Raw genomic sequence first — 23,814 nt, forward strand, 5'->3', positions numbered from 1 at the left:
AAACGGCGTTAATTGCATTACGAAAATGGGGGACCGGATTAGCCATCGTGGCACCCGGTGGGCTGAGCGGGACGCATGAACGGCGCCACCATCGCGAAGCCCATGAACGCGCTGGGCCAGTTCTTCGTGCTCAGCGTCGAATCGTTGTTCGTGATGGTGCGCCGCCCCTGGGCGTGGCGGGAGATCCTCGAACAGGTCTGGTTCGTGGCCCGCGTCTCGATCTTCCCGACGATCATGCTGTCGATCCCCTACACGGTGCTCATCGTGTTCGTGCTCAACATTCTGCTCGTGGAGATCGGAGCCGGGGATCTCTCCGGTGCCGGTGCGGCGCTGGCATCGGTGACCCAGGTCGGGCCGGTCGTCACGGCGATGGCCGTCGCCGGCGCCGGGTCGACGGCGATGTGCGCCGATTTGGGTGCGCGCACCATCCGTGAGGAGATCGACGCGATGAAGGTCATCGGCGTCAATCCCATTCAGGCCCTCGTGGTCCCCCGCATCATCGCCGCCACCTTCGTCGCGTTGCTGCTCTATTCGGTGGTAGCGGTCACCGGGCTGACGGGCAGCTACATCTTCGTGGTCTTCGTCCAGCACGTCACGCCCGGCGCCTTCATCGCCGGCATGACCCTAGTCACGGGCCTGCCCCAGGTGGTGATTTCGTTGATCAAGGCGACGCTGTTCGGGCTGTCCGCCGGCTTGATCGCCTGCTACAAGGGCCTGTCGGTGGGCGGCGGTCCCACGGGCGTCGGCAACGCGGTCAACGAGACCGTGGTGTTCTCCTTCATGGCGCTGTTCTTCATCAACATCGTCATCACCGCCCTCGGCGTGAAGGTGACCGCGAAATGAGCGCGACGGCGAGCGAGCCGCCATGGCTGGCCGCCCTCGGTCCCCGGATGGTGGCCGCGACCCGGCGGCTGGGTGAGCAGACCGCGTTCTACGTGCAGTCCCTGGTGGCCACGGGCGACGCGGTCCGCCGCTACCCGGGTGAGCTGCTGCGGCTCATCGCCGAGATGGGCATGGGCGCAGGCGCTCTCGCGGTGATCGGTGGCACGGTCGGCATCATCGGGTTCCTGACCCTGACCACCGGCGCGCTGGTGGCGGTCCAGGGCTACGACACGTTGTCCAACATCGGCGTCGAGGCGCTCACCGGCTTCCTGTCGGCGTTTTTCAACGTCCGCATGATCGCGCCGTGCACGGCCGGGGTGGCGCTGGCCGCCACCATCGGCGCCGGGACCACGGCGCAGCTGGGCGCGATGCGCATCAACGAGGAGATCGACGCGCTCGAGGTGATGGGCATCCGCTCGATCACCTACCTGGCGTCCACCCGGATCATCGCGGGCATCCTGGTCGTCATCCCGCTCTACGCCGTCGCGGTGCTGATGTCTTTCTTCGCGGCCAAGTACGGCACGATCTACATCTACGGGCAGTCGCGCGGCGTGTACGAGCACTACTTCTCGACGTTCCTGCGCCCCACCGACCTGTTTTGGTCGTTCCTGGCGGCGCTGACGATGGCAACGGGCGTGATGGTCGTGCACACCTACTACGGCTTCACCGCGACCGGAGGCCCGGCCGGCGTGGGGGAGGCGGTCGGGCGTTCGGTGCGGTCCTCGATGATCGTCACCGCCTTTGTCTGCCTGATGATTTCGTTGTCCATCTACGGCCAGTCCGGCAACTTCAACCTGTCGGGCTGAGGCGATGACCCGCGATACGAACCACGCCCCCGACCGGGCCGGCGCGGCCTTCAGGACCAACAAGTCCCGCAGGGGCAGGGTCGATCCGATCTGGTGGGCGCCGACGCTGTTCATCCTGGTCGCGGCTCTGGTGGCGATGACGGCGGCGTCCTTCTCCGGCACGTTCCGCAGCTACATCCCGCTCACGCTGGTGTCGGACCGGGCGGGGCTGGTGATGGAAACCGGAGCCAAGGTCAAGCTGCGCGGCGTGCAGGTCGGCCAGGTCGCCTCGATCGGCACCGACGTGAAAGCGGCCCAGCTGCAACTGAAGATGGATCCGGGCCCATTCAAATACCTGCCCAGCAACATCGAGGCGGAGATCAAGTCGACGACGGCGTTCGGCTCCAAGTATGTCGACCTGATCGTGCCCGAAGAGCGCAGCGCCCTGCCCCTGAAGCCCGGTGCGGTGCTGCATTCGCGCAACGTCACCGTCGAGGTCAACACGGTCTTCGAGAACCTGCAGTCGGTGGTCGGCGCCATCGATCCGGCGAAGCTCAATGCGATCCTGTCGGCGTTCTCGCAGGCGTTGCGGGGCAAGGGCGAGGTGCTCGGACAGGCGATCACCGGTGCGAACGACGTGCTGTTGACGGTGAACCCGCGGATGTCCACGATTCATCAGGACTGGCGGCTGTTCGGCAAGACCGCCGCCGCGTATTCCAATGCGGCGCAGGATATCCTGTCCATTCTCGACTCGGCGGTCACCCCCAGCGCCACCATCACCGCCAACCAGCAGGCGCTGGACACGCTGCTGTTGTCGGCGGTCGGCTTCAGCCAGGCCGGCATCAGCGTGATCGGCACCAACGAATCCAACATCGTGCGGTCGGTGAACCTGCTCGAACCGACCTCGGCCTTGCTGCGCAAGTACTCGCCGACCTACACCTGCCTCTTCCAGGGCGCGCAGTGGTTTCTGGAGCACGGCGGCCGCGACGCGTTTGGCGGCAACGGCTACTCCGTGATCCTCGACGCCGCACTGCTTTTCGGCGACGACCCGTACCGATACCCGCGTCATCTGCCCCGGGTCAACGCCACCGGCGGGCCGGGCGGACGGCCGAGTTGCGGTTCGCTGCCGGACCCGAGCGCCAACTACCCGGTGCGTCAGCTCGTGACCGACACCGGCTGGGGCACCGAGCCGAACGAGATCCGGACCAACCTGGCCACCGGAAACCCGTGGTGGTCCAACTACTTCCCGACCACCAAGAACCCGCCCGGACCGCCTCGCTACTTCTGGCGTGGGGGGCAGCCACCGCCATGAGACGACGGAAACTCTCGGCCATCATCGCGCGCGTCGCGCTGTTCACGGCGATCTGTCTGGTGTTCACGTTCACGCTGATCGCGGTCTTCGGTCAGCTGCGGTTCGAAGACCGCACACCGTATCACGCGGTGTTCAGCAACGTCTCGGGTCTGAAGTCCGGCAACTTCGTGCGCATTGCCGGCGTCGAGGTGGGCAAGGTGGGCGACATGCACCTGCATCGCGACGGCACGGTGACCGTCGACTTCGCGATCGACAAGAGCCTGCGCCTCACTCCGGGCACCAAAGCGGCGGTGCGCTACGAAAACCTGATCGGGGACCGCTATCTCGCGCTCGAAGAGGGTCCCGGGCCGCCGCGCCGGCTGCCCACGGGCTCGACGATTCCGGTGGCGCAGACGTCGCCGGCGCTGGACATCGACGCCCTGATCGGCGGGTTCCGGCCGCTGTTTCGGGCCCTGGATCCCGAACAGGTCAACGCCCTGTCCGGCGAACTGCTGCGCATCTTTCAGGGCCAGGGCGGCACCATCGCCTCGGTGTTGGCGCAGACGTCGACGCTGACCAGCACGCTGGCCGGGCGCAGCGAGCTGATCGGTCAGCTGATCGCCAACCTGAACACCGTGCTGCACACGTTCGCCACGCGCGACCATGAATTCTCCGACGGCCTGGACAAGCTCGCGTCGCTCGTCGAGGGCCTCGCGCAGCGCAAGACCGACATCTCCAACGGGCTGGCCTACATCAACGCGGCGGCCGGGTCGGTCACCGATCTGCTCGTCCAGGCCCGCCAGCCGATCAAGGACGTGGTGCGCGAGACGGACCGGATGTCCGGCCAGGTGCTGTCGGACCGCGAGTATCTGGACAACCTGCTCAGGGAGCTGCCCGACGTCTATCAGGTGCTGGCCCGGCAGGGCATGAACGGCGACTACTTCGGTTTCTACTTCTGCGACGTACTGCTCAAGCTCAACGGCAAGGGCGGCAACCCGATCTACGTCAAAATGCTCGGGCAGCCCAGCGGGCGGTGCACGCCGCAATGAAGTCGATAAAGCTCAAGTCCCGATTCAAGTTCAAGCCGCTCAGCGAGCGTAATCCGGCCCTGGTGGGGCTGGGGGGTCTGGCGATCGTGACCGCGGTGGTCGTCGGCGCATTCGAGTACGACAAGCTGCCGTTCATCACCGACACCAACGACTATTCGGCCTACTTCAGCGAGGCCGGCGGCATCAAAACCGGTAGCACGGTACGGGTTTCGGGCATGGGTGTGGGCAGGGTCGCGGAAGTCCGCCTGGACGGCACCCGGGTTCGGGTGGGCTTCACCGTCCGGAAGGATGTCGAGCTGGGTGACCGCACCGAAGCCGCGATCAAAACCGAAACGGTGCTGGGCGCCAAGATGCTCGAGCTCACGCCACGCGGCCAGGGCCGGTTGAGCGGCACCATCCCGCTGGAACGCACCCATGCGCCGTACGACCTGCCCGACGCGCTGGGTGACCTGACGACCACGATCAGCGGCCTGGACACCACCCAATTGTCTTCGGCCCTCACCACGTTGGCCAACACCTTCAAAGAGACGCCGCCCGATCTGAAGCCCGCGCTCGAGGGCGTGGCCCGCTTCTCCGACACCCTGAACAATCGTGACGAGCAGCTGCGCAGCCTGCTGGCGAACGCCAACAAAGTCTCCGGAGTGCTGGGCAAGCGCAGTCAGCAGATCGCGGGGCTGGTCTCGAATTCCAACGCGCTGCTGGCAGCGCTGCTCGACGAACGCGACTCGATCGACGCGCTGATGAACAACCTCACCGCGGTGTCGCACCAGCTGTCGGGGTTGGTCAACGACAACCGGACGCAGCTCAAGCCGGCGCTGGACAAGCTGAACGGCGTGCTGGAGATCCTGGACAACCGCAAGCAGGAGCTGCAGGCGACCCTGCCCAAGTTCAAGCGTTACGCGATGTCGTTCGGCGAATCACTGGGCTCCGGACCGTTTTTCAAGGCCTACGTGGCGAACCTGGTTCCCGGCCAGATCGGCGGACCGGTGATCGACGCGGACATGTACGACAGGCTGCTGGACCCCAACGCGAAGCTGCCGTCGGAGGCGGTGGACCCGCCGACCGGATCGCCGCCCGTCCCGCCGCAGAACGCCCCGGTGCCGCTGTGGTCGCAGCCGCCGTCGCCGCCGCCCTCGACGCCGCCAGTGCGGACCCTGCCGCCGCACACCGGCTACGGGGGTGCCGGACAGTGAACATCAGCCGGCGCACCGTGCGGATCATCGCCGCCATCAGCCTCGCGGTCACTCTGACGATCTCGTCGGTGATCGTCGGAGGACGACTGTGGAACGCTGTCGAAAAGAACACCTACTCGGCCTATTTCGCGGAATCCAACGGTCTGTTCGTCGGCGACGAGATCCGGATACTCGGCGTCGCGGTCGGGTCGGTGGACAAGATCGAGCCGCAACCGCACGCCACGCTGGTGACGTTCTCCGTGGACAAGCAATACTCGATCCCGGCCGACGCGCGCGCCGCCATTCTGTCGCCGTCGCTGGTGACCTCGCGGGCCATCCAGCTGGTCCCGGTCTACTCCGGTGGACCCACATTGAGCCCCGGAGCCGCCATCCCGCTGGCACGCACCGCCGTCCCGGTGGAATGGGACGACTTCCGCAAGCAGCTCGAGACGCTCAGCGAAACCCTGCGTCCCACGACCCCGGGCGGGGTGAACACGCTCGGCGAGTTCATCAACTCGGCGGCGGACAACCTGCGTGGCACCGGCGACACGGCGCGCGAGACCGTCGTCAAGCTGTCCAAGGCGATTTCGGCGCTCGGCGATCACGCTGACGACATCTTCAGCACCGTGCGCAACCTGCAATTGCTGGTGTCCGCGCTGTACTCCAGCAGCGACCTGTTGGCCTCGTTCAACCGCAACCTGGCCAGCGTGAGCACGGTGCTGACCAACACGCCCAACGAGATCGCCAACGCGCTGCAGGGCCTCGACACGGCGCTGGCGGACGTGCGTGGATTTGTCGCGGAAAACCGTGAGGCACTGGGCGTCACGTTCGACCGGCTCAGCTCCGTCACGAGCGCGCTCAACGACAGCCGGATGGATCTCAAGCAGATCCTGCATATCGCCCCGACAGTGTTCCAGAACTTCATGAACATTTACCAGCCGGCGCAGAGCGCGATGACCGGCATCCTGGCCTTGAACAACTTCGCCGACATCCCGCAGTGGATCTGCAGCGCCATCGAGTCGGCGTCCCGCGCACGCCTGGCCCGGGTATCGAAACTGTGCCTGCAGTACATCAATCCGATCATCAAGAACCGGATTTACAACTACATCCCGGTTGGGATCAACCCGTTCGTCGGGCCGCAGGCCCGCCCGGGGGAGATCACCTACAGCGAGGACCGGCTGCGTCCCGGTTACGCGCCGCCGCCAGGGCCGGCGCCGGAACTTCCCGTGCCCGTTCAGTCGCCCGGCCCGCCGCCCGAGCAACCGCTGCCCGCCGAGCAGCCGCATCTCGCCGGGTTGCCGCCGGCCGCAGAAGCCCCGCCGCCCGCAGAAGCCCCGCCGCCGGGCACCACCAGCCCGGTGCGCGTCCTGCAGGATCTGATGCTTCCGACGGGGCCCTCGTGAGGCGCGTCGTGGCCGCCGCGCTGTGCGCCGCGTGCATCGCCGTCCTCTCGGCGTGTGAATGGCGGGGGCTGAACTCGTTTCGGCTGCCCGGCACCGCGGGCGGGGGATCGGATTCCTACACGATCCAGGCGCAGATGCCGGACGTCGTGACGATCCAACAGAACACCCGTGTCCGGGTGAACGACGTGAACGTCGGCAACGTCACCAAGATCGAAGTGCAGGACTGGCATGCGCTGGTCACGATGCGCATCAACGGCGACATCCGGCTGCCCGCCAACTCGACCGCCAAGCTCGGGCAGACCAGCCTGCTCGGCTCGATGCACATCGAGCTCGCGCCGCCCAAGGGCGAGCCGCCCGTCGGGCAGCTCACGAACGGATCGATCATCCCGCTTGCCCGCGCCAGCCTCTATCCGACCACCGAGCAGACGTTGGCGTCGGTGTCGATCCTGCTCAACGGCGGCGGCCTGGGCCAACTGCAAGAGATCAACCGGACGATCGCCACGGCGTTCGCCGGCCGCGAACCCGAGATGCGCAGCCTGCTGCGCCAATTGGACGAGTTCATCGCCGGCACCAACGCCCAGACCGACGACATCATCGCCGCCGCGGAGAACCTCAACGGCCTGGCCGGCCAGGTGGCCGCCAAGGACCCGGCCGTCGACCGGGCGCTGACGACGATTCCCAAGGCGCTCGCGGTGCTCGCCGAGCAGCGAACCAAGATCGCCGACGCGATCGATCAACTCGGCAAGTTCAGCGCCATCGCCGCGGACACCATCCACCAGACCAGGCAGTCGCTGGTGAACAACCTCCGCGACATCGCGCCGGTGCTGCGGTCGCTGGCCGATTCCGGGCCGGCGTTGACGCGGGGCCTGGACATGTTGCTGACCTATCCGTGGCCGGCGTCCACGGCCAGGAACTGGTTCCGCGGGGACTACGCGAACCTCACGCTGATCGTCGATCTGACGTTGAGCCGCATCGACACCGGGATTTTCACTGGTTCGCGTTGGGAAGGCAACCTCACCCGCCTGGAGTTGCAGTGGGGCCGCACCATCGGCATGCAGCCCAGCCCCGCGACCGGTGGCAACCCCCTGACCTTCCCGTACCACGACGGGGGGTACTGAGAATGCTGCGCCTGCACCGCAAGACGTGGATCCAGTTGGCGGTCCTGGCCATGATCACCATATTGTCCTGTGGCGCAATGATGTTCGACTTCATGAAGCTGCCCGCCACGCTGTTCGGGATCGGGGAGTACAGCGTGACGGTCGACCTGCCGGAGTCGGGCGGGCTGTACCAGACCTCGGTGGTCACTTACCGCGGAACCGACGTCGGCCAGGTCAAGTCGATCGAGGTGACCGCGACCGGCGTGCGGGCCGTGCTGGCCATGAAATCCGGCACCTCGGTGCCCTCGGACGTCCAGGCGTCGGTGCACAGCCGCTCGGCGATCGGCGAGCAGTACATCGAGCTGACTCCGCGGCCCGGGGTCAACGGCGAACATTCTCGCCCGTTGCGCGCCGGCGACGTGATCCCCGCGGGACGCGTCGACGTGCCCGTGGACATCGGACACCTGCTCGACGTGACCAACCGTGCGCTGAAGGCGATTCCGCGGGACAACCTGCGCACGGTGATCGACGAGTCCAACCGCGCGGTCGGCGGCCTCGGGCCCGAACTGTCGCGGATCGTGGACGGGTCGGCGGCGCTGGCGATCGCCGGCGGCCGGACCGTCGACCCGCTCGCCGCGCTGATCGACCAGTCCCCGCCAGTGCTGAATTCCCAGGTGCAGACCTCTGATTCGATCGCCCGCTGGGCCAATCGGACCGCGGCGATTATGGCGCAGTTCAAGGCACAGGACGCCGCACTGCGGGACCTGTTGACGCAGGGTCCGGCGGGCCTGCAGGAGGGCCACCGGTTGTTCGACCGGGTCGCGCCTGCCCTGCCGGTGCTGTTGGCCAACCTGGTCAGCCTGGGCGACATCGCCGTGGTCTACCGCCACGACATCGAGCAGCTGTTGGTGCTGTTCCCGCAGGGCGTCGCCGCCATGTCGGCGATCATCGTGCCGAACTCGGGCACCAAGCAGGACTTGCGCGGCGCCTACCTCGACTTCAACCTCAACCTCAACCTGCCCCCGCCCTGCACGACGGGATATCTGCCGCCCAAACAGCGCCGCTCGCCGGCCAGCGTTGATGCCCCCGACCGGCCGGCCGCCGACATGTACTGCCGCCTGCCACAGGACTCCGAGCTCAATGTTCGTGGGGCGCGCAATATTCCGTGCGAAACCAAACCGTGGAAGCGGGCCCCGACCGTCGAATTGTGCGAGAGCGACGAAGAATACGTGCCGCTCAACGACGGCTACAACTGGAAGGGCGATCCGAACGCCACCTACTCCGGTCAGGGTGTCCCGCAATACGCGCCGGGACAGGATCCGCGGCTACCACCGCCGCGGGGCACCGCGCCGTCGCCGCCGCCACTCGCGGTGACCACGTACGATCCCGCGACCGGCGAGTACATCGGGCCCGACGGCCACCGGTACACCGAATCTGATCTGGCGCACCCGCGTGCCAAGAATTGGCAGCAGCTGCTGGCGCCGCCACCGTAAGCCGTCGAAAACGACTGACAACAAGAACTTTCACCGTAGTTAGGAGCGCCATGGCGATCGAACCCGATGTCTCGGATGCCGAGGAGCAAGTGCAGCCGGACGATACCGACGAGACCGACGAGTCTGCCACCGTCGAAGCCACCGTCGACGCCACCGACGGGACCACCGACGCGCCTACTGAGGAGACTGAGGCGAAAGCGGACCGGCCGAAGCGCCGGCGCCGCCCCCGCCGCAAACTCTCGAATGTCGGATGGGCGTTGGTGGCCAGCGTCGCTGTGACGACGACACTGGCCGGACTCGGCGGCTGGCTGGGCTACCGCGCCTACGAAAAGCACGAGGCGCACGCCAAGCGCGACCTTTTCGTGCAGACCGCCCGCCAGGGCGCGGTGAACCTCACCACGATCAACTACACGGAGGTCGAAACGGACGTGCAACGGGTCCTCGACTCGGCCACCGGCGCCTTCCGCGACGACTTCGCGAAACGCTCACAGCCATTCATCGAGATTGTCAAGGCGGCGCGGTCGCAGTCGGAAGGCACCATCACCGAGGCGGGAGTGGAATCCCAGCGGGGCGACTGGGCCCAGGTGCTGGTGGCGGTTTCGGTGAAGTCGCGGACCGCCGTCGGCGAGCAGGCACCGCGGGAATGGCGCATGCGCATCGAGGTCCAAACCGTCGGCGACGGCGCCAAGGTCTCCAACGTGGTGTTCGTGCCATGACCACGCTCAAGGAACCCACGACGCGCGACGAAGAAATCGTCGACGAAGAAATCGTCGACGAAGAAATCGCCGACGAAGAAATCGTCGACGAGGACACCGATACCGACGTCCCGAAGGACAAGCGCCCGATAGCGTGGCCACGTCTGCTCGCATTCGCGGTGCTACCCGGACTGGCGCTGGTGCTAGCGCTGGTCGTGGGGTACGTCAAGTGGTTGGACGCGTCGGCCAACGACTTCACCGCGGCCCGTAGCGAATCGGTGCGGGCCGCCAGCGAGGACGCGGCCGCGTTGTTGTCGTACCGCGCGGAGTCGGTGGAACGCGACCTCGGTGCGGCCCGCGAACGGCTGACCGGTGACTTCAAGGACGCCTACGGCGCGCTGATCCGCGAAGTCGTCATCCCCGGCGCGAAAGAGAAGCGCATCACGGCGCGTGCCAAAGTAACCGCGGCGGCGTCGGTTTCGGCGACCAACAGCCACGCTGTCGTGCTGGCATTCGTCAACCAGAGCGTCACGATCGGCGAGGGAGCGCCCACCGACACCACACCCGTCCTGCGGGTGACGCTGGACAAGGTCAACGGCAAATGGCTGGTTTCACACTTCGACCCGGTGTGACCGGAGGGCTGGCGGGCGCCGTGATCCTCTGTGCGGCGGCGGTTCCCGCGGCGCACGCCGACAATAAGCGCCTCAACGACGCCGTCGTCTCCGACGTCTACACCATCCAGCACCAGGCGGGGTGCAGCAACGACGTGGTCATCAACCTGCCGCTGCAGCAGGCCGCCCAATGGCACGCGGGCGACATGCTCAACAACCGAAACGTCAACGACGACATCGGCTCCGACGGATCCAGCCCGCAGGACCGGGCCAACGCCGCCGGATTCCGCGGCAAGGTCGCCGAGACGGTGGCGATCAACCCCGCCATGGCCATCAGCAATCTCGAGCTGATCAAGCAGTGGTACTACAACCCCGATTACCTGGCGATCATGCGCGACTGCGCCAACACGGCCATCGGGGTGTGGTCGGAAAACGCTTTGGACAGAACGGTTGTGGTGGCCGTCTACGGACAGCCGGCCCCGCGCCCTCGGTGAGAGGACCTCCGATGATCTTCACGCAGCACTACCTGGCCTGTCTTTCGCACGCGTCGTACCTCATCGGTGACGAGACCACCGGGCGCGCGGTCGTGGTCGACCCGCGGCGGGACATCGACGACTACCTCCGCGAAGCGGCCGAGCACGGCCTGTCCATCGAGCGGGTCGTCGAGACCCACATCCATGCCGACTTCCTGAGCGGGCACCTGGAACTGGCGGCGGCCACCGGTGCGTCGATCTCCTTCGGCGAGGGTGCCGACGTGGAGTTTCCGATCGAGCCGTTGCGCGACGGACAGCGAATCTCGTTGGGGGAGGTAACGCTCGAGGTGCTGGCGACCCCCGGCCACACGCCGGAGTCGATCTGCATCGTGGTCTACGAGCACGCCGACGACGAGGTGCCCTACGGTGTGCTCACCGGCGACACACTCTTCGTCGGTGACGTCGGGCGCCCCGATCTGTTCGTGACGTCGGGTGTTTCGGCGGACGCACTGGCTGCGACGCTTTACGCGTCGTTGCACGGCAAGTTGTTGACCCTTCCTGACACCACCCGCGTGTTTCCCGCGCACGGCGCCGGATCCACCTGCGGCAAGCAGCTTTCCAGCGAGACCAGTTCGACGATCGGCGAGCAGCGGCAGACCAACTACGCGCTGCAGACCCTCGACGTAGCGCAATTCGTCGACGCCGTCACCGAGGGGCAGCCGGTGCGGCCGCGCTACTTCGCGTTCGCCGCGCACCGCAATCGTCTGGTGCGCCCGCTGCTGGACGCACATCCGCTGCCGTTGCTCGGGATCGACGACGCGTGCGCACGCGCGAAGGCGGGAGCCATCCTGCTGGACAGCCGCGAACCGGGCGAGTACGCCTCCGGGCATCTGCGCGGCGCGGTCAACGTGGGCCTGCAGGGGCGCTTCGCCGAATGGGCGGGCAATGTATTGTCGCCGGACCGCGACATCGTCCTGGTCGGTAATCCGGCGCTGGCGCGCGAATCCAGGGTGCGGCTGTCGCGGGTGGGATTCGACCGCGTCGTCGGCCAATTACAGGACCTGGCAGGGGTTCTCGCGAGCAGGCCGGAGCTGGCCGAGCGCAGCTCGCGGCTGACCGTCGAGCAGCTGGCCGAGTTGCGCGGGCTGGTTCCGTGCCTGCAGGTGGTGGACGTACGCGGGCCGTACGAGACGGCGACAGGCGCAATCACCGGTGCGATCGAGGTTCCGCTGGCGGCGATCGCGGATGCGGCCGAAAATCTGTCCCGGAGCGCCCCGGTGGTCGTCTACTGCGCCAGCGGCTACCGTTCGATGGTTGCCGCGAGCGCGCTGCGCGCGTCGGGATTCGACGACGTGTCGGATCTGGTGGGGGGATTCGGCGCGTGGCAGGCCGCCGGGCTGCCCTGTACCAAGGAGCCCGAGCGCGGCCGGTCGGCGGCGCCGCGATCGGGCTCCGCCGCCGCCAGCCTGGCGGGCCGCATGTGTGCGTCGACCGCCACCGCACCGCCCCCCGTCGACGACGATGCCAGGCCGGGCCTGAAGGTACTTCGTGAGGAGCCGCTGAACTGCGAGACATCGCTGGGTTCACTGATCGGCGGCGTCGTGGTGCCCACCGCCGACTTCTACATCCGCAACCATTTCCCCACCCCGCGGCTGGATCCGCTGAGCTACCGGCTGGCGGTCACCGGAATGGTCGAGCGGCCGCTGAGCCTGCGCCTGCGGGAGCTGCGCGACATGCCGTCAAAATCGATGGTGGTGACGCTGGAATGCGCCGGGAACGGGCGGGTGCATTTCGACCCGCCGGTCGCCGGGGAGCAGTGGGGCTTCGGAGCGGTGAGCACCGCCGAATGGACGGGTGTGCCGTTGGTTGACCTGCTGGACCGGGCCGGGCCGGCGGCCGGTGCGGTCACTGTCGTGTTTCGGGGCGCCGACTCGGGCCCGGTCGACGGCGCCTGTGCGCCAGTGCGTTTCGAGCGGGCCCTGACGGTCGACGACGTTCGGGCCTGCGGCGCTCTGGTCGCCTACGCGATGAACGGTGAACCGTTGCCGCTACAACACGGGCGTCCGGTCCGGTTGATCGTCCCCGGCTGGTACGGGGTGGCGTCGGTCAAATGGCTGACGGAGATCGAGGTGCTGGACGGCCCCTTCGAGGCCTTCTTCCAGACCACGCGGTACAGCTACGAATGGGAGCGCGACGGCGGCACGGTCCGGGAACCGGTTCGCTTGCAGCGCGTCCGCGCCTTGATCACCGATCCGGCCGACGGCGCCGCGGTGTCAGCCGGCGGCTTCATGGTGCGCGGCGTCGCCTGGTCCGGGGTGGCCCCGATCGAACGTGTCGACGTCTCGGTCGGCGCAGGACCGTGGCAGCGCGCCCGGCTGGTCGGGGACCACCGACCGACACCGCGGCACAGCTGGCTGTGGTGGGAACTGTTCGTGCGGCATGCGCCGCGAGGCACGACCACGCTGCGGGCGAGGGCGACCGATCAGGCCGGGCGCGCCCAGCCGGAACAGCCCGAATGGAATCGGCTTGGCTACGGCGGCAACGCGATTCAGACGGTGACCGTCGACCTCAGCTAAGTGACGCCGCGTCCGAGTCGACGTTTCCGCGCTCGGAGGTGGCGTCGCAGACACACACCTGCGCCGGGTTCTTCGACCGTCGCCACGCCTGAGCGCCGCGCTTGCGCAGCAAGTGCTGCATGTAGACCCTGTCGCACTGCTGCTGAGAGAACGCCATGTCCAGGTTGACGGGCAGCCCGGCCCAGTCGACGTCGCCGCGTCTGGCGGCCTCATCAGCACTGTCGCCGCGCCGCCGCCAGCACTGCAGGGGGCACGCGGTGTTTACGGTGTCGCCGACGGGTTCATCCCACTCCCGAGCCACGAGTGCATCCCTCCTCGAGCGCGAAGCCGATACTGAGGGAATCGTGCGCCAGGGATGTTTCAGCCGCGCGTGTCCAATGTTTCCGCCGTATTACGGCTCACGTCGGTTATAGGGCAGCTTGGACAGCGCGGTGCCCATCGCGCAGGTATCGCTGATCGCGGCATAGGTCAAGCCGCCCCCGATCGCCGCGGCGACCCACTTCAGCCGCGGGACGGCGACGCTGGCGAGCACCGACGAGAGCACAATCGATCCGGCCACCAGGCGCACCTGACGCTCCAGCTCCCACCGTTGGGTGCCGCGGTCGACGGCGAAACCCTGGTCTTCCCACCCGGTCAGCCCGTTGGTCAGCACGCGGCCGTCGGTCAGGCCCTGGCGCCGCAGGACTTCCTGGGCCTTCCTGGCACGCTGGCCCGACCGGCACACCAGCACCACCCCATGCTTCCGGCCCGGGTGGGCGGTGATGTCCCCGCTGCGCTCTTTCAGCGCATCGAGCGGCACGTTGACGGACCCGGCGATGTGCGCCGTCTCGAACTCGCCCGGGGTCCGCACGTCGACAACGTGTGGAGGGGTGGGCGATTCGAGCAGTTCGCGCAGCTGTGCCGAGGAAATCGTGGCGGTCCGTACGCTCATTCGCTACTCCTGTGTTGGCGCGGAAGTGATTCCCAGCTTCTCGGCGTTCTCGTATTGGTCGTCGACGAGCACGACGCGGTGATCGTGCCGGTCGAGCAGCGCGGCGGCCACCGAGGCGCGATAGCCGCTGACGCAATGGATCCACAGCTCGCGGCCCCCGGGAACCTCGGCGAGCCGCTCCGGTAGTTCGTGCAGGGCGATGTTGCGGGCGCCGCGGACGTGGCCGCCGCGGAATTCGTCCGGCCGGCGGACGTCTAGTACCACGGTGCCGTGGTCGTCGAGCGCCGCGGCGAGGTCTTCGAAGGTGGCGACCCGGTAGCTGCGTAACTCCGCCCCGTCGGCCAGCGCGCGGATGTCGCCGCTGGCGCCGCCGGTGAGCCGGTCCACGCCGATGCGGACGAGTTCGCGCTGGGCATCGGCGATCTGCTGGGGGTCTTCGCCGATCAACGTCACGGGCGCCCCCCACGTGTACAGCCAGCCGAGGTAATTGACGAAGGGGTCGCCCAGCTCGAAACCGTATGTGCCGCTGAGGTGTCCGGCGGCGAACGCGGTCCGCTTGCGCAGGTCGACGACCCATTCGCCGGCGTCGATCCGCGCGCGCAGTTGGTGCGGGTCGACCGGCGCCGGCGGCGACAGGTCCGGTGCCGACGGGCCGGCCCGGTTGATGACACCCATATGCGCGTAATACGCCGGAAACGACGACAATTCGGCGAGCAGTTCGTCGATGTAGGCCTGTTCGCTCTTGGTGAGCGCGGGGTTGGTCCGGCGCTGTTCGCCAATGGTGGAGCCGTCGCCGTCGCCGTCGGCCGGTGTGACCGAGCAGAAACTGCCGAATCCGTGCGTGGGGTAGATCGGCGTCGTCGCGGGCAGTTCCTCGGCGAGGCGGCGGACCGAATGGTATTGCCGGCGGGTCAATTCGGCGGTGTGCTCCTCACCCACCAGGTCCGTTCGTCCGGTGCTGCCCAGCAGCATCGACCCGCCGGTGAACACGCCGACGGTGTCGCCGGACTCTTCGCGCAGCACATAGCTGACGTGGTGGCTGGTGTGGCCGGGCGTCAGCAGCGCCTGCAGCCGGATCGCGCCCGTGTCGATGCGATCGCCGTCGGTGACCGCGCGGCAGGAGAACTCGACGTCCTCGCCCGCCGGAATCACGTATTCGGCGCCGGTGGCGTCGGCCAGCGCCAGGCCGCCCGTCACGTAGTCGTTGTGGATGTGGGTCTCGAGCACGTGGGTTATCCGCAGGTCGCCCGCCAACTCGAGCACCCGGTCGATGTCGCGCTGCGGGTCGACGGCGACGGCGACTTCACCGTCGCTGACCAGATAGCTGCGGTCGCCTAACCCGGAGGTCTCGATGACCGACACCGTCAACGGGCTTGCCATTGTTTCACGGTAATCGCGGGCGAGGAAGCCCGCCGCGCGAGCGCCGGGCCTCGGCCGGTTCCATGTTTGCCAGTGCGGCCGCGCGGCGCCGGTCTCGGCGTCGCAAAAGCACCGCTCAAGGCGCCGTCGGCCGGCAGTGTCTCACGCGGGGCCGGATCCGTCCCGGCCGATCGGACACTTCTATTTCGGGTGATTTATTTTGTCGCGCGCGCTCAGTAGACGTCGCGGTGGTAGCGCTTGTCGGCGCTCAGCGTCCGCACGTACTCCGCGGCTGCGTCCGGGTCGAGGTTGCCGTGTTCGGCGGCGATCTCCCGGATCGCGCGGTCGACGTCCTTGGCCATCGGGTCGGCGTTGCCGCAGACGTAGAGCTGCGCGCCGTCCTGTAGCCAGCGCCACAACTCGGCGCCCCTCTTGCGCATCAGGTGCTGTACGTAGACCTTCTCGCGCTGGTCGCGGGAGAACGCCAGGTCCAGTTCGGTGAGGAAGCCCGCGGCGTGCATCGCCTCGAGCTCGTCGCGGTAGTAGTAGTCGGTGGCGGCGTGCTGCTCGCCGAAGAACAGCCAGTTCGGTCCGGTGTGGCCAAGGGCGCGACGTTCCTGCAGGAATCCGCGGAACGGCGCGATCCCGGTACCGGGGCCGATCATGATCATCGGCGTGGTCGAGTCGCTCGGCGGCCGGAAATTGCTCGACGGCCGGACGTAGAGCGAGACCTGGTCACCGGGGGAGCGGTCCGCCAGATACGTCGAGCACACTCCGCGACGCGGCACGCCCTGGAAGTTGTAGCGCACCGGCGAGACCGTCAGGTGGACCTCCCGCGGGTTCTCCTTGGGGCTGGACGAGATCGAATACAGCCGCGGCTGAAGCGGTTTGAGCACCGTCAGCCATTGGTCGACGGGTGCGGTGAACCGGTACTGGGCGAGCAGGTCGACGGACTGGCGCCCCCAGGTCCAGTCGGACAGCGCGCGCTTGTTCTCCGGCTTCATCAGCTCCGCGAGTGCGGTGTCTCCAGTGCGCCGCTGGACGAACCGCAGCAGGTCGGCAGTGATGTGCGCGATCTCGAATCGCTCGGTCAGCGCCTCGCGCAACGACATTGACGCCGCCGTCGACCCCTGCGTGCTGACCTCCACGGCGGACTCGCCGTCGAGACCGGTGACCGACAGCCACTCGTCGACGAATTGGTCGTTGTTGCGCGGCCACACGCCCAGGGCGTCGCCGGCCTGGTAGCTGACGGTCTGTTCAGGCAGGTGAAACGCCAGGTGTCGCACGTCTTTCGCCGATCGCGGCCGGCTCAGCGTGGTGTTGCGGACCATGCCGGTGACCAGTGGACGCTTCTTCGTGTAGGCGTGCGTGTCCGGCCGGCTCGCCGGCCGTGCCGGCGCCGCGACCGCGACGGGCGTTGCACCGCCTGCGGTCGGTGACGGGCCGGTCAGCGCCGGGACGATCGCGCGCAGCCAACCGGCCACGGCGTCGTCGTAGTCCGGCTCGCAGTCGGCCCGGTCGGCGATGCGGGTGGCCCCGAGCTCGGCGAGGCGCGCGTCGAGCTTGCGTCCGTGACCGCAGAAGTCGTCGTAGTTGGAGTCGCCGAGTGCCAGCACCGCGAACCGCGTGCCGCCGAGTTTCGGTGCGCTGTCGGCGGTGAGCGCCGACCACAGGTTGGCGCCGTTGTCGGGCGGGTCGCCGTCACCGGTGGTGCTGGTGATCAGCAGCAGCTCTCGCGTCGTCGACAGCTGCGCCACCGGGAAGTCGTCCATGTTGTGCAGCGCGACCGGCAGCCCCGCCTCATCGAGTTTCGCTGCGACGTGGGCGGCAACCTCTTCGGCGGTCCCGGTCTGGGAGGCCCACAACAGCGCGATCGGCGCTCGCTCCGGGGCCGGAACGGGCTCGGGGTCGGCGGCCACGGCGGCCGGCGCGGTCACCTCGGCGCGCGCAAAGATCCCGGCGAGCAGGCCGTCCACCCACAGCCGGGTTTCCGAATCGAAGGGGGCGCTCAGCGGCAGGGTGGGTACCCCGCTTGAGCGCTGGCCCGCTTCCGAACGCAGCCCGGCGAGCAGACCCGCCAGGTAGGCGCGCCCCACCGGACCGAACTGTGGCGCCGGATAGCCTGCTATACCGAGGATTTCGGCCAGCGCGTCGAGCCTGCCCGTGCTGTCCTCCGGGAGAGCCGGCTCGGCAAAATCCGAAACCGGTTCTGCGACAGCAACCTTGGTCAAAGTCACCGCGCACGCCTTGTACTCCGGCTGGCGCGAGATCGGGTCGATGGCGTCGTTGGTGACCGCGTTGATCGACAGGTATTCGCCGAACGCGTCGTTCCAGTGGAAGGGCGCGAAGCAGTTGCCCGGCCGCACTCGGTCGGTGACGACGGCGGGCAGGACGGCCCGGCCGCGGCGCGAGGCAACCTCGACCGGGTCGTCATCGCGGACCTGCATCCGGGCCGCGTCGTCGGGGTGAATCTCGACGAACGGTCCGGGATTGAGCTTGTTGAGCTTGGCGACCTTGCCGGTCTTGGTCAGCGTGTGCCATTGGTGCGCCAAGCGCCCGGTGTTGAGCAGGAACGGGTAGTCGTCGTCGGGCATCTCTTCCGGCAGCATGTGGGGCCGCGCGAAGAAGACGGCACGACCGGTGGGCGTCGGGAAGGCCAGCCGGGGCACGCTGCCGTCGTCGCGGACCAGGCGGGTCTGGCTGACACCGTCGTTGCGGTAACGGATCGGGTTGCGATCGTCGGAGTCTTCGGATGCGCACGGCCATTGCAGCGGGGTCTTGCGGAGCCGGTCGTGGCTGACGCCGCGGATGTCGTAACCCGTTGCGGGGTTGGCGAATCGCGTGATCTCCTCGAAGACCTCGGCCGCGGAGTCGTAGCTGAACGCGTCCGAAAAGCCCATTTCGCAGGCGATCCGGGCGATGATCTGCCAGTCTGGCAGCGCCTGCCCGGGTGCGTCGACGGCGGCCTGGTGCAGCGTCATGGTGCGTTCGGAATTGACCATCACGCCGTCGGACTCGGTCCACAGCGTGGCGGGCAGCATGACATCGGCGTATGCGTTGGTTTCCGTGTCCAGGTACGCATCCTGGGTGATCACCAGTTCGGCACTTTCCAGACCGGCCAGCACAGTCTTCCGATTGGCAACGGTGGCAACGGGGTTGGTGCAGATGATCCAGCACGCCTTGATCTGCCCGTCGGCCATGCGGGAGAACATGTCGATGACGCCACCGCTGACGTCGGTGCGCAGCGAGCCGCGGGGGATGCCCCATTGGCCCTCCACGAACTCGCGGTCGTCGGTCGAAAGCACCGAGCGTTGACCGGGCAAACCCGGTCCCATGTAGCCCATTTCGCGCCCGCCCATAGCGTTGGGCTGGCCGGTGAGCGAGAACGGGCCACTGCCGGTCTTGCAGATGGCGCCCGTGGCCAGGTGCAGGTTGCAGATCGCGTTGGTGTTCCACGTGCCGTGCGTGCTCTGATTGAGCCCCATCGTCCAGATGCTCATCCAGTTGCCGGCTTCGCCGATCCAGCGCGCCGCCGTCCGGATGTCCTGCTCGGCGATGCCGGTGATGTCGCTGACCCGGTCGGGCGGGTATTGGTCGAGGAAACCCGGCATCGCCTCCCAGCCCTCGGTGAACTCGGCGATGAAATCGGGGTCGGTGTGGCCGTTTTCGACGATGAGGTGCAGCAACCCGTTGAGCAGCGCGAGGTCGGTCCCCGGTGCGACTTGCAGGAATAGGTCGGCCTTCTGTGCGGTCGCGGTGCGACGCGGATCGACGACGATCAGTTTGGCGCCCGCTTTGACGCGCTCCATCATGCGCAGGAACAGGATTGGGTGGCAGTCGGCCATGTTGGCGCCGGTAACAAGGAAGACGTCGGCGTGCTCGAAGTCCTGGTACGAGCCGGGCGGTCCGTCGGCGCCCAACGAGAGTTTGTAGCCAGAACTGGCTCCGGCCATGCACAGTCGCGAGTTCGACTCGATCTGGTTGGTGCCGATGAAGCCCTTGGCCAGCTTGTTGGCCAAGTACTGGGCCTCGATGGACATCTGCCCCGATACGTAGAGGGCGACCGCGTCCGGCCCGTGCTCCTCGATGAGCTCCCGTAACCGGTTGGCGGACCGCGTGATCGCGCTGTCCACGTGGATCGCCTCGGGCGGTTCGCCGCGTTCGGTCCGCCGGTACGCCGATGCCATCCGGCCCGGGGCGTTGAGCATCTCCGCGGTGGTCGCGCCTTTGGTGCACAGGCGGCCAAAGTTGGCGGGATGCCCCGTGTTTCCGATCGACTTCGCGATGTGACGGCGACCGCTTTCCGGGTCTGTTGTGAGCTGCAACACCATGCCGCACCCCACGCCGCAGTAGGCGCACATGGTTTTGACGCCGTTACCAGCCACGCCTACCTCCCCTCGCGCGCGCACGAATGCCTGTGCGCATCGTGCGACAAGGATGTTTCGCCACCGGGTATCCGATGTTTCCGCCGTTTTACGGCTTCCTCGCAGCGGATCCCGGATGTCGGTGAGATGCTCGGAAATACCGCAATTCACCGGGGTTTTCGCAGGTCAACGCCGACCCGCGGAGTTGAAATCAGGCTACCGGCGCGATCGGTCGACGGCCCAGCCAGAACGGGCTTTCCGACGATACCGACGGGACATTCACAGCCTTCGCTAAGCTCGTCCGGTGCGTCCTCGGCTGCTTCTGATCCCGGTGGCTGCATTGATTTTGCTGGTCGCGGGGTGTGGCGGTAAGCCGCATGCCTCTTCGGCGCCGCCGACCGATAGCTGCAAGGCCTCCGACGGACCCAGCAATGACACAGTGAAACAGGCAATCGCCGGGGTGCCTATCGCGGTCCCCGGTTCGTTCTGGGTGGAGATCGGGCGGGGGCATACCAAGAAGTGCCGGCTGCATTGGGTCCAGATCATCCCGACGATTGCCAGCGAGTCGACGCCGCAGCAGTTGCTGTTCTTCGACCACAACATCCCGCTGGGCTCGCCCACCCCGAACCCGAAGCCTTACATCACCGTGCTGCCGCCGACCGATGACACGATCACCGTTCGCTACCAGTGGCAGAAGGACAAGGATGAGCCGTGTTGTCCTTCCGGCAGCGGGACGGTGAAATTCCAGATCGGTCCCGACGGCAAGCTGCGGGCGCTGGGTCCGATCCCGCACCAGTAGCGGGGCCGGCGTTGGCGTCGAGTCTGCGGTGCTGGCGTCGAGTCTGCGGTCAGGGTGTGGTCGGGGGCGAATTCGACGCCCTCACCGCAGTCTGGGCGCAGCGCGGCGTAGCGGCGCAACGGCCGCCAAGACGCCAAGGGCGCCAAGACGCAAGGGGCAGACGCAGCGCGAAAAGCCCGTATGCGAGGGCGCTAACCCGGCAGATTCTCCGGATGCAGCATCTCGGCGTAGCGCAGCTGCTCGGGGATACCGAAGCCGTCGACCAGTGTCTCGGCGTACGGACGTAGCTTGCGACACCGATCGTTGATGCCCCGGGTGACCGCCTTGGCCCGCTCGGTCGACAGGTACCGGTGCTCGATGTACCAGGCTTTGTCGTCCTCGATCACCGACAACGCGTACAGGTCGCACACCACCTCGAGCAGCTCGCGAGCCTCCTGGTCCTCGCAGGACTCGATGCCGGCGACGAACGCCTCCAGCACCACCCGGTCGATGTGCGCGCTCGCGGCGTGCATGACGTGATCCTGCACGGAGTTGAACGCGTCGAACGCCGACATCTCCTTGGACTTGCCCTGCAGGCGACGCGCGACCGACGACAGCAGGTATTCCTCGCGCTCCTCGAACATGGTGACCTGGGTGCCGCGGTTGAACAGGCTGCCTTCCTCTTCGCTGTCCTGGCTGGCATCCACGATCCGCTGCATGATCGCCTCGGCCGCAGTCCGTTTCATTACCCGGTCGCCAACGGCGTTGGCGGCGAAGCGCACCCATTCGACCGGACTCATGCTCTTGATGTCGTCGGCGTAGGCGGTGAGCAGTTCCTTGGCCACCAGTTGGGTCAGCACATGGTTGTCACCCTCGAAGGTGGTGAACACGTCGGTGTCGGCCCGCAGGGCGATCAGCCGGTTTTCGGCCATGTAGCCGGCCCCGCCGCACGCCTCCCGCGCCTCCTGGATGGCCCGGCTGGCGTGCCAGGTGTTGGCCGCCTTGAGCCCCGCGGCCCGGGCTTCCAGCTCGCGCTGCTCCTCGGCGTCGACGACGTCGGAGGTCTGCAGGTCGTGACACTTGGACACCAGCTCGTTCTGGGCGAATTGCAGCGCGTAGGAGCGTGCTATCAGCGGGAACAGCCGGCGCTGATGCACGAGGTAATCCATGATCAGCACCTCGGACTCGTCGTCGGGCGCACTGAATTGCTTGCGCTGCAAGGCATATCGAGTAGCGATGTCCAGCGCCACTCGGGCGGCGTTGCCGGCGCTGCCGCCGACGGTGACGCGGCCGCGGATCAGTGTGCCGATCATGGTGAAGAAGCGGCGGTTGGCGTTGTCGATCGGCGAGCTGTAGGTGCCGTCCGGTGCGACGTCGCCGAACTTGTTCAGCAGGTTCACCCGCGGGACCCGCACGTGGTCGAACATGATGCGGCCGTTGTCGACGCCGGGCAGGCCGCCCTTGTAGTGGCAGTCCGACGTCGTCACGCCGGGCAGGTCGTTGCCGTCGGCGTCGCGAATCGGGACCAGCACGCAGTGCACGCCGTGGTTCACCGGCTCGCCGTTCTCGTGGGTGATCAGCTGGGCGAAAACCGCTGCAATGGTGGCGGTCTCAGCCGCGCCGCCGATGTAGTCCTTCCGCGCGGTCGGGGTGGGCGAGTTGATGACGAACTCTTCGGTCTCGGCGTCGTAGGTGGCCGTCGTCTCCAGCGACTGGACGTCGCTGCCATGGCCGGTCTCGGTCATCCCGAAGCAGCCCAGCAGGTCCAGGCTGATGATGTCCTTTACGTAGGAGCCGTGGCGTTCGGTGCCCAGGTTCTCGACGGCGCCGCCGAACAGACCCCACTGCACGCCGGCCTTGACCATCAGCGACAGGTCCGACATCGCCAGCATCTCGATCATCGTGATCGCCGCGCCGACGTCGCCCGTCCCGCCGTGCTCCTTACGGAAGCCCTCGTCGGAGATGCCCGCGGCGGCGATGACCTTCAGCTGCTCGGCCACTTTGGCGCGGGCGATGACGGTGTTGGGGGTGTAGTGCGGGCGGAATTGTTCGTGGTCCATCCGCTCTCGCGTCTGGTTCTTGACGTCACGCCAACGCCCGTCCAGCGCGTCGCGCAGATGATCGGCAGTGCTCTTGTTGTTTGGCGCCATAGCCTGACCGTAACGTGCCGCGCGCGCCTCGGGAATAGATTGGGTGACCCGCCCATCGCCGAGCAGACGCAAAAGCACCTGACACGCCGAGCGTGCGGGTGCTTTTACGTCTGCTCGCGCAAACTAGGGTGATGTTGCCGCACTACCTGGCCGCCGCCCTGGTCCTGCTGCTGTTGGGCACCGTGCTGACCCGGGTGGCGATCATGCGCCGAACCGGCACGCAGGCAATGCATTTCGGCAAACTCGACAAGACGGACTTCCTGATCCCGCCGGTGGCGCTGCTCTACTTCTACACGGTGTTCGCCGCCGCCTTTGGTTGGCCCCTGCTCAGCGGCCAGCTGTTCTTCCGGTCTACGCTGCTCGCCTGGCTGGGGGTGGGGCTGTGCGCCGTCGGCGTGCTGATCCTGGTGCTGAGCCTGGTGTCGTTCGGCAGCAGCTTCCGGGTCGGCATCGACGTCGACAAGCCAGGAAGGCTGGTCACGAACGGCATTTTTGCGGTGAGCCGCAACCCGATCTATGTCGGCTTCTTCCTGTTCCTGCTCGGCCAGCTGCTGGTGTTTCCGAACTGGGTTCCCCTCTGCTACCTGGTCGCCGGCGCCCTGCTGTTCCACCGCCAAGTGCTCAGGGAAGAAGCGTTCATGCGGGAGCAGTACGGACAGGAATTCCTCGACTACTGCAACCGCGTCAGGCGGTATGTCTGAGAGC

General features: G+C 67.3%; 17 protein-coding genes and 3 pseudogenes. 15 read left to right on the forward strand and 5 right to left on the reverse strand.

The window, feature by feature from the left end; all coding sequences use genetic code 11:
* Positions 1-75: 75 nt before the first annotated feature.
* The 13 genes and pseudogenes from AC5Y5V_RS11195 to AC5Y5V_RS11255 all read left to right on the forward strand — a co-directional run.
* Complete coding sequence (locus AC5Y5V_RS11195) at positions 76-843, forward strand: MlaE family ABC transporter permease (protein ID WP_499934273.1); 768 nt, start codon at positions 76-78, stop codon at positions 841-843.
* Positions 840-1,688, forward strand: coding sequence for an MlaE family ABC transporter permease (locus AC5Y5V_RS11200; protein ID WP_499934277.1), 849 nt, complete (start codon positions 840-842; stop codon positions 1,686-1,688). The genes AC5Y5V_RS11195 and AC5Y5V_RS11200 overlap by 4 nt, the downstream gene beginning before the upstream one ends.
* A 4-nt stretch (positions 1,689-1,692) precedes the next feature.
* A complete protein-coding gene (locus tag AC5Y5V_RS11205; RefSeq protein WP_499934279.1) occupies positions 1,693-2,979 on the forward strand; it encodes an MCE family protein in 1,287 nt (428 codons plus the stop codon).
* Positions 2,976-4,007, forward strand: coding sequence for an MCE family protein (locus AC5Y5V_RS11210; protein ID WP_499934281.1), 1,032 nt, complete (start codon positions 2,976-2,978; stop codon positions 4,005-4,007). Before AC5Y5V_RS11205 ends, AC5Y5V_RS11210 begins: the two co-directional genes overlap by 4 nt.
* A complete protein-coding gene (locus AC5Y5V_RS11215; RefSeq protein WP_499934284.1) occupies positions 4,004-5,200 on the forward strand; it encodes an MCE family protein in 1,197 nt (398 codons plus the stop codon). The genes AC5Y5V_RS11210 and AC5Y5V_RS11215 overlap by 4 nt, the downstream gene beginning before the upstream one ends.
* Complete coding sequence (locus AC5Y5V_RS11220) at positions 5,197-6,582, forward strand: MCE family protein (protein WP_499934288.1); 1,386 nt, start codon at positions 5,197-5,199, stop codon at positions 6,580-6,582. Before AC5Y5V_RS11215 ends, AC5Y5V_RS11220 begins: the two co-directional genes overlap by 4 nt.
* Positions 6,579-7,700, forward strand: coding sequence for an MCE family protein (locus AC5Y5V_RS11225; protein WP_499934292.1), 1,122 nt, complete (start codon positions 6,579-6,581; stop codon positions 7,698-7,700). The genes AC5Y5V_RS11220 and AC5Y5V_RS11225 overlap by 4 nt, the downstream gene beginning before the upstream one ends.
* Before the next feature lie 2 nt (positions 7,701-7,702).
* Positions 7,703-9,172, forward strand: coding sequence for an MCE family protein (locus AC5Y5V_RS11230; protein ID WP_499934295.1), 1,470 nt, complete (start codon positions 7,703-7,705; stop codon positions 9,170-9,172).
* A gap of 50 nt (positions 9,173-9,222) precedes the next feature.
* Positions 9,223-9,888: an Rv1363c family protein gene (locus AC5Y5V_RS11235; protein ID WP_499934299.1), complete on the forward strand. Its 666-nt coding sequence runs from the start codon at positions 9,223-9,225 to the stop codon at positions 9,886-9,888.
* Entirely contained in the window at positions 9,885-10,499 is a 615-nt protein-coding gene (locus AC5Y5V_RS11240) for a hypothetical protein (RefSeq protein WP_499934302.1), read from the forward strand. Before AC5Y5V_RS11235 ends, AC5Y5V_RS11240 begins: the two co-directional genes overlap by 4 nt.
* Positions 10,496-10,954: pseudogene (locus AC5Y5V_RS11245) on the forward strand (CAP domain-containing protein); the annotation flags it as partial. The gene AC5Y5V_RS11240 and the pseudogene AC5Y5V_RS11245, both read left to right, overlap by 4 nt.
* A gap of 29 nt (positions 10,955-10,983) precedes the next feature.
* Positions 10,984-12,345, forward strand: a pseudogene (locus tag AC5Y5V_RS11250) (MBL fold metallo-hydrolase); the annotation flags it as partial.
* 252 nt (positions 12,346-12,597) lie between these two features.
* Positions 12,598-13,527: pseudogene (locus AC5Y5V_RS11255) on the forward strand (sulfite oxidase); the annotation flags it as partial.
* On the opposite strand, the gene AC5Y5V_RS11260 reads toward AC5Y5V_RS11255, so the two are convergent.
* The 4 genes from AC5Y5V_RS11260 to AC5Y5V_RS11275 form a co-directional block, all read right to left on the reverse strand.
* The gene (locus AC5Y5V_RS11260) at positions 13,520-13,828 is read right to left on the reverse strand and encodes a hypothetical protein (RefSeq protein WP_499934306.1); all 309 of its coding nucleotides are present in this window, start codon (positions 13,826-13,828) and stop codon (positions 13,520-13,522) included. The pseudogene AC5Y5V_RS11255 and the gene AC5Y5V_RS11260 overlap by 8 nt on opposite strands.
* 90 nt (positions 13,829-13,918) lie before the next feature.
* Complete coding sequence (locus AC5Y5V_RS11265) at positions 13,919-14,458, reverse strand: rhodanese-like domain-containing protein (RefSeq protein WP_499934309.1); 540 nt, start codon at positions 14,456-14,458, stop codon at positions 13,919-13,921.
* Positions 14,459-14,461: 3 nt separating this feature from the next.
* Positions 14,462-15,838 (reverse strand): rhodanese-like domain-containing protein, encoded by a 1,377-nt coding sequence (locus tag AC5Y5V_RS11270; RefSeq protein WP_499934310.1) that lies wholly within the window; start codon positions 15,836-15,838, stop codon positions 14,462-14,464.
* Between the two features lie 212 nt (positions 15,839-16,050).
* Complete coding sequence (locus AC5Y5V_RS11275) at positions 16,051-20,178, reverse strand: bifunctional nitrate reductase/sulfite reductase flavoprotein subunit alpha (RefSeq protein ID WP_499934858.1); 4,128 nt, start codon at positions 20,176-20,178, stop codon at positions 16,051-16,053.
* 334 nt (positions 20,179-20,512) lie between these two features.
* Between AC5Y5V_RS11275 and AC5Y5V_RS11280 the strand changes: the two genes are divergently transcribed.
* Positions 20,513-20,980: an LppP/LprE family lipoprotein gene (locus tag AC5Y5V_RS11280; protein ID WP_499934861.1), complete on the forward strand. Its 468-nt coding sequence runs from the start codon at positions 20,513-20,515 to the stop codon at positions 20,978-20,980.
* 191 nt (positions 20,981-21,171) lie between these two features.
* Here AC5Y5V_RS11280 and AC5Y5V_RS11285 read toward each other — a convergent pair whose 3' ends face one another.
* Positions 21,172-23,109: an acyl-CoA dehydrogenase family protein gene (locus AC5Y5V_RS11285; protein ID WP_499934313.1), complete on the reverse strand. Its 1,938-nt coding sequence runs from the start codon at positions 23,107-23,109 to the stop codon at positions 21,172-21,174.
* Between the two features lie 131 nt (positions 23,110-23,240).
* On the opposite strand from AC5Y5V_RS11285, the gene AC5Y5V_RS11290 reads away from it, so the two are divergent.
* A complete protein-coding gene (locus tag AC5Y5V_RS11290) occupies positions 23,241-23,810 on the forward strand; it encodes a methyltransferase family protein (RefSeq protein ID WP_499934318.1) in 570 nt (189 codons plus the stop codon).
* Positions 23,811-23,814: the final 4 nt, after the last annotated feature.

It is taken from the genome of Mycobacterium sp. NGS68, from assembly GCF_059812195.1.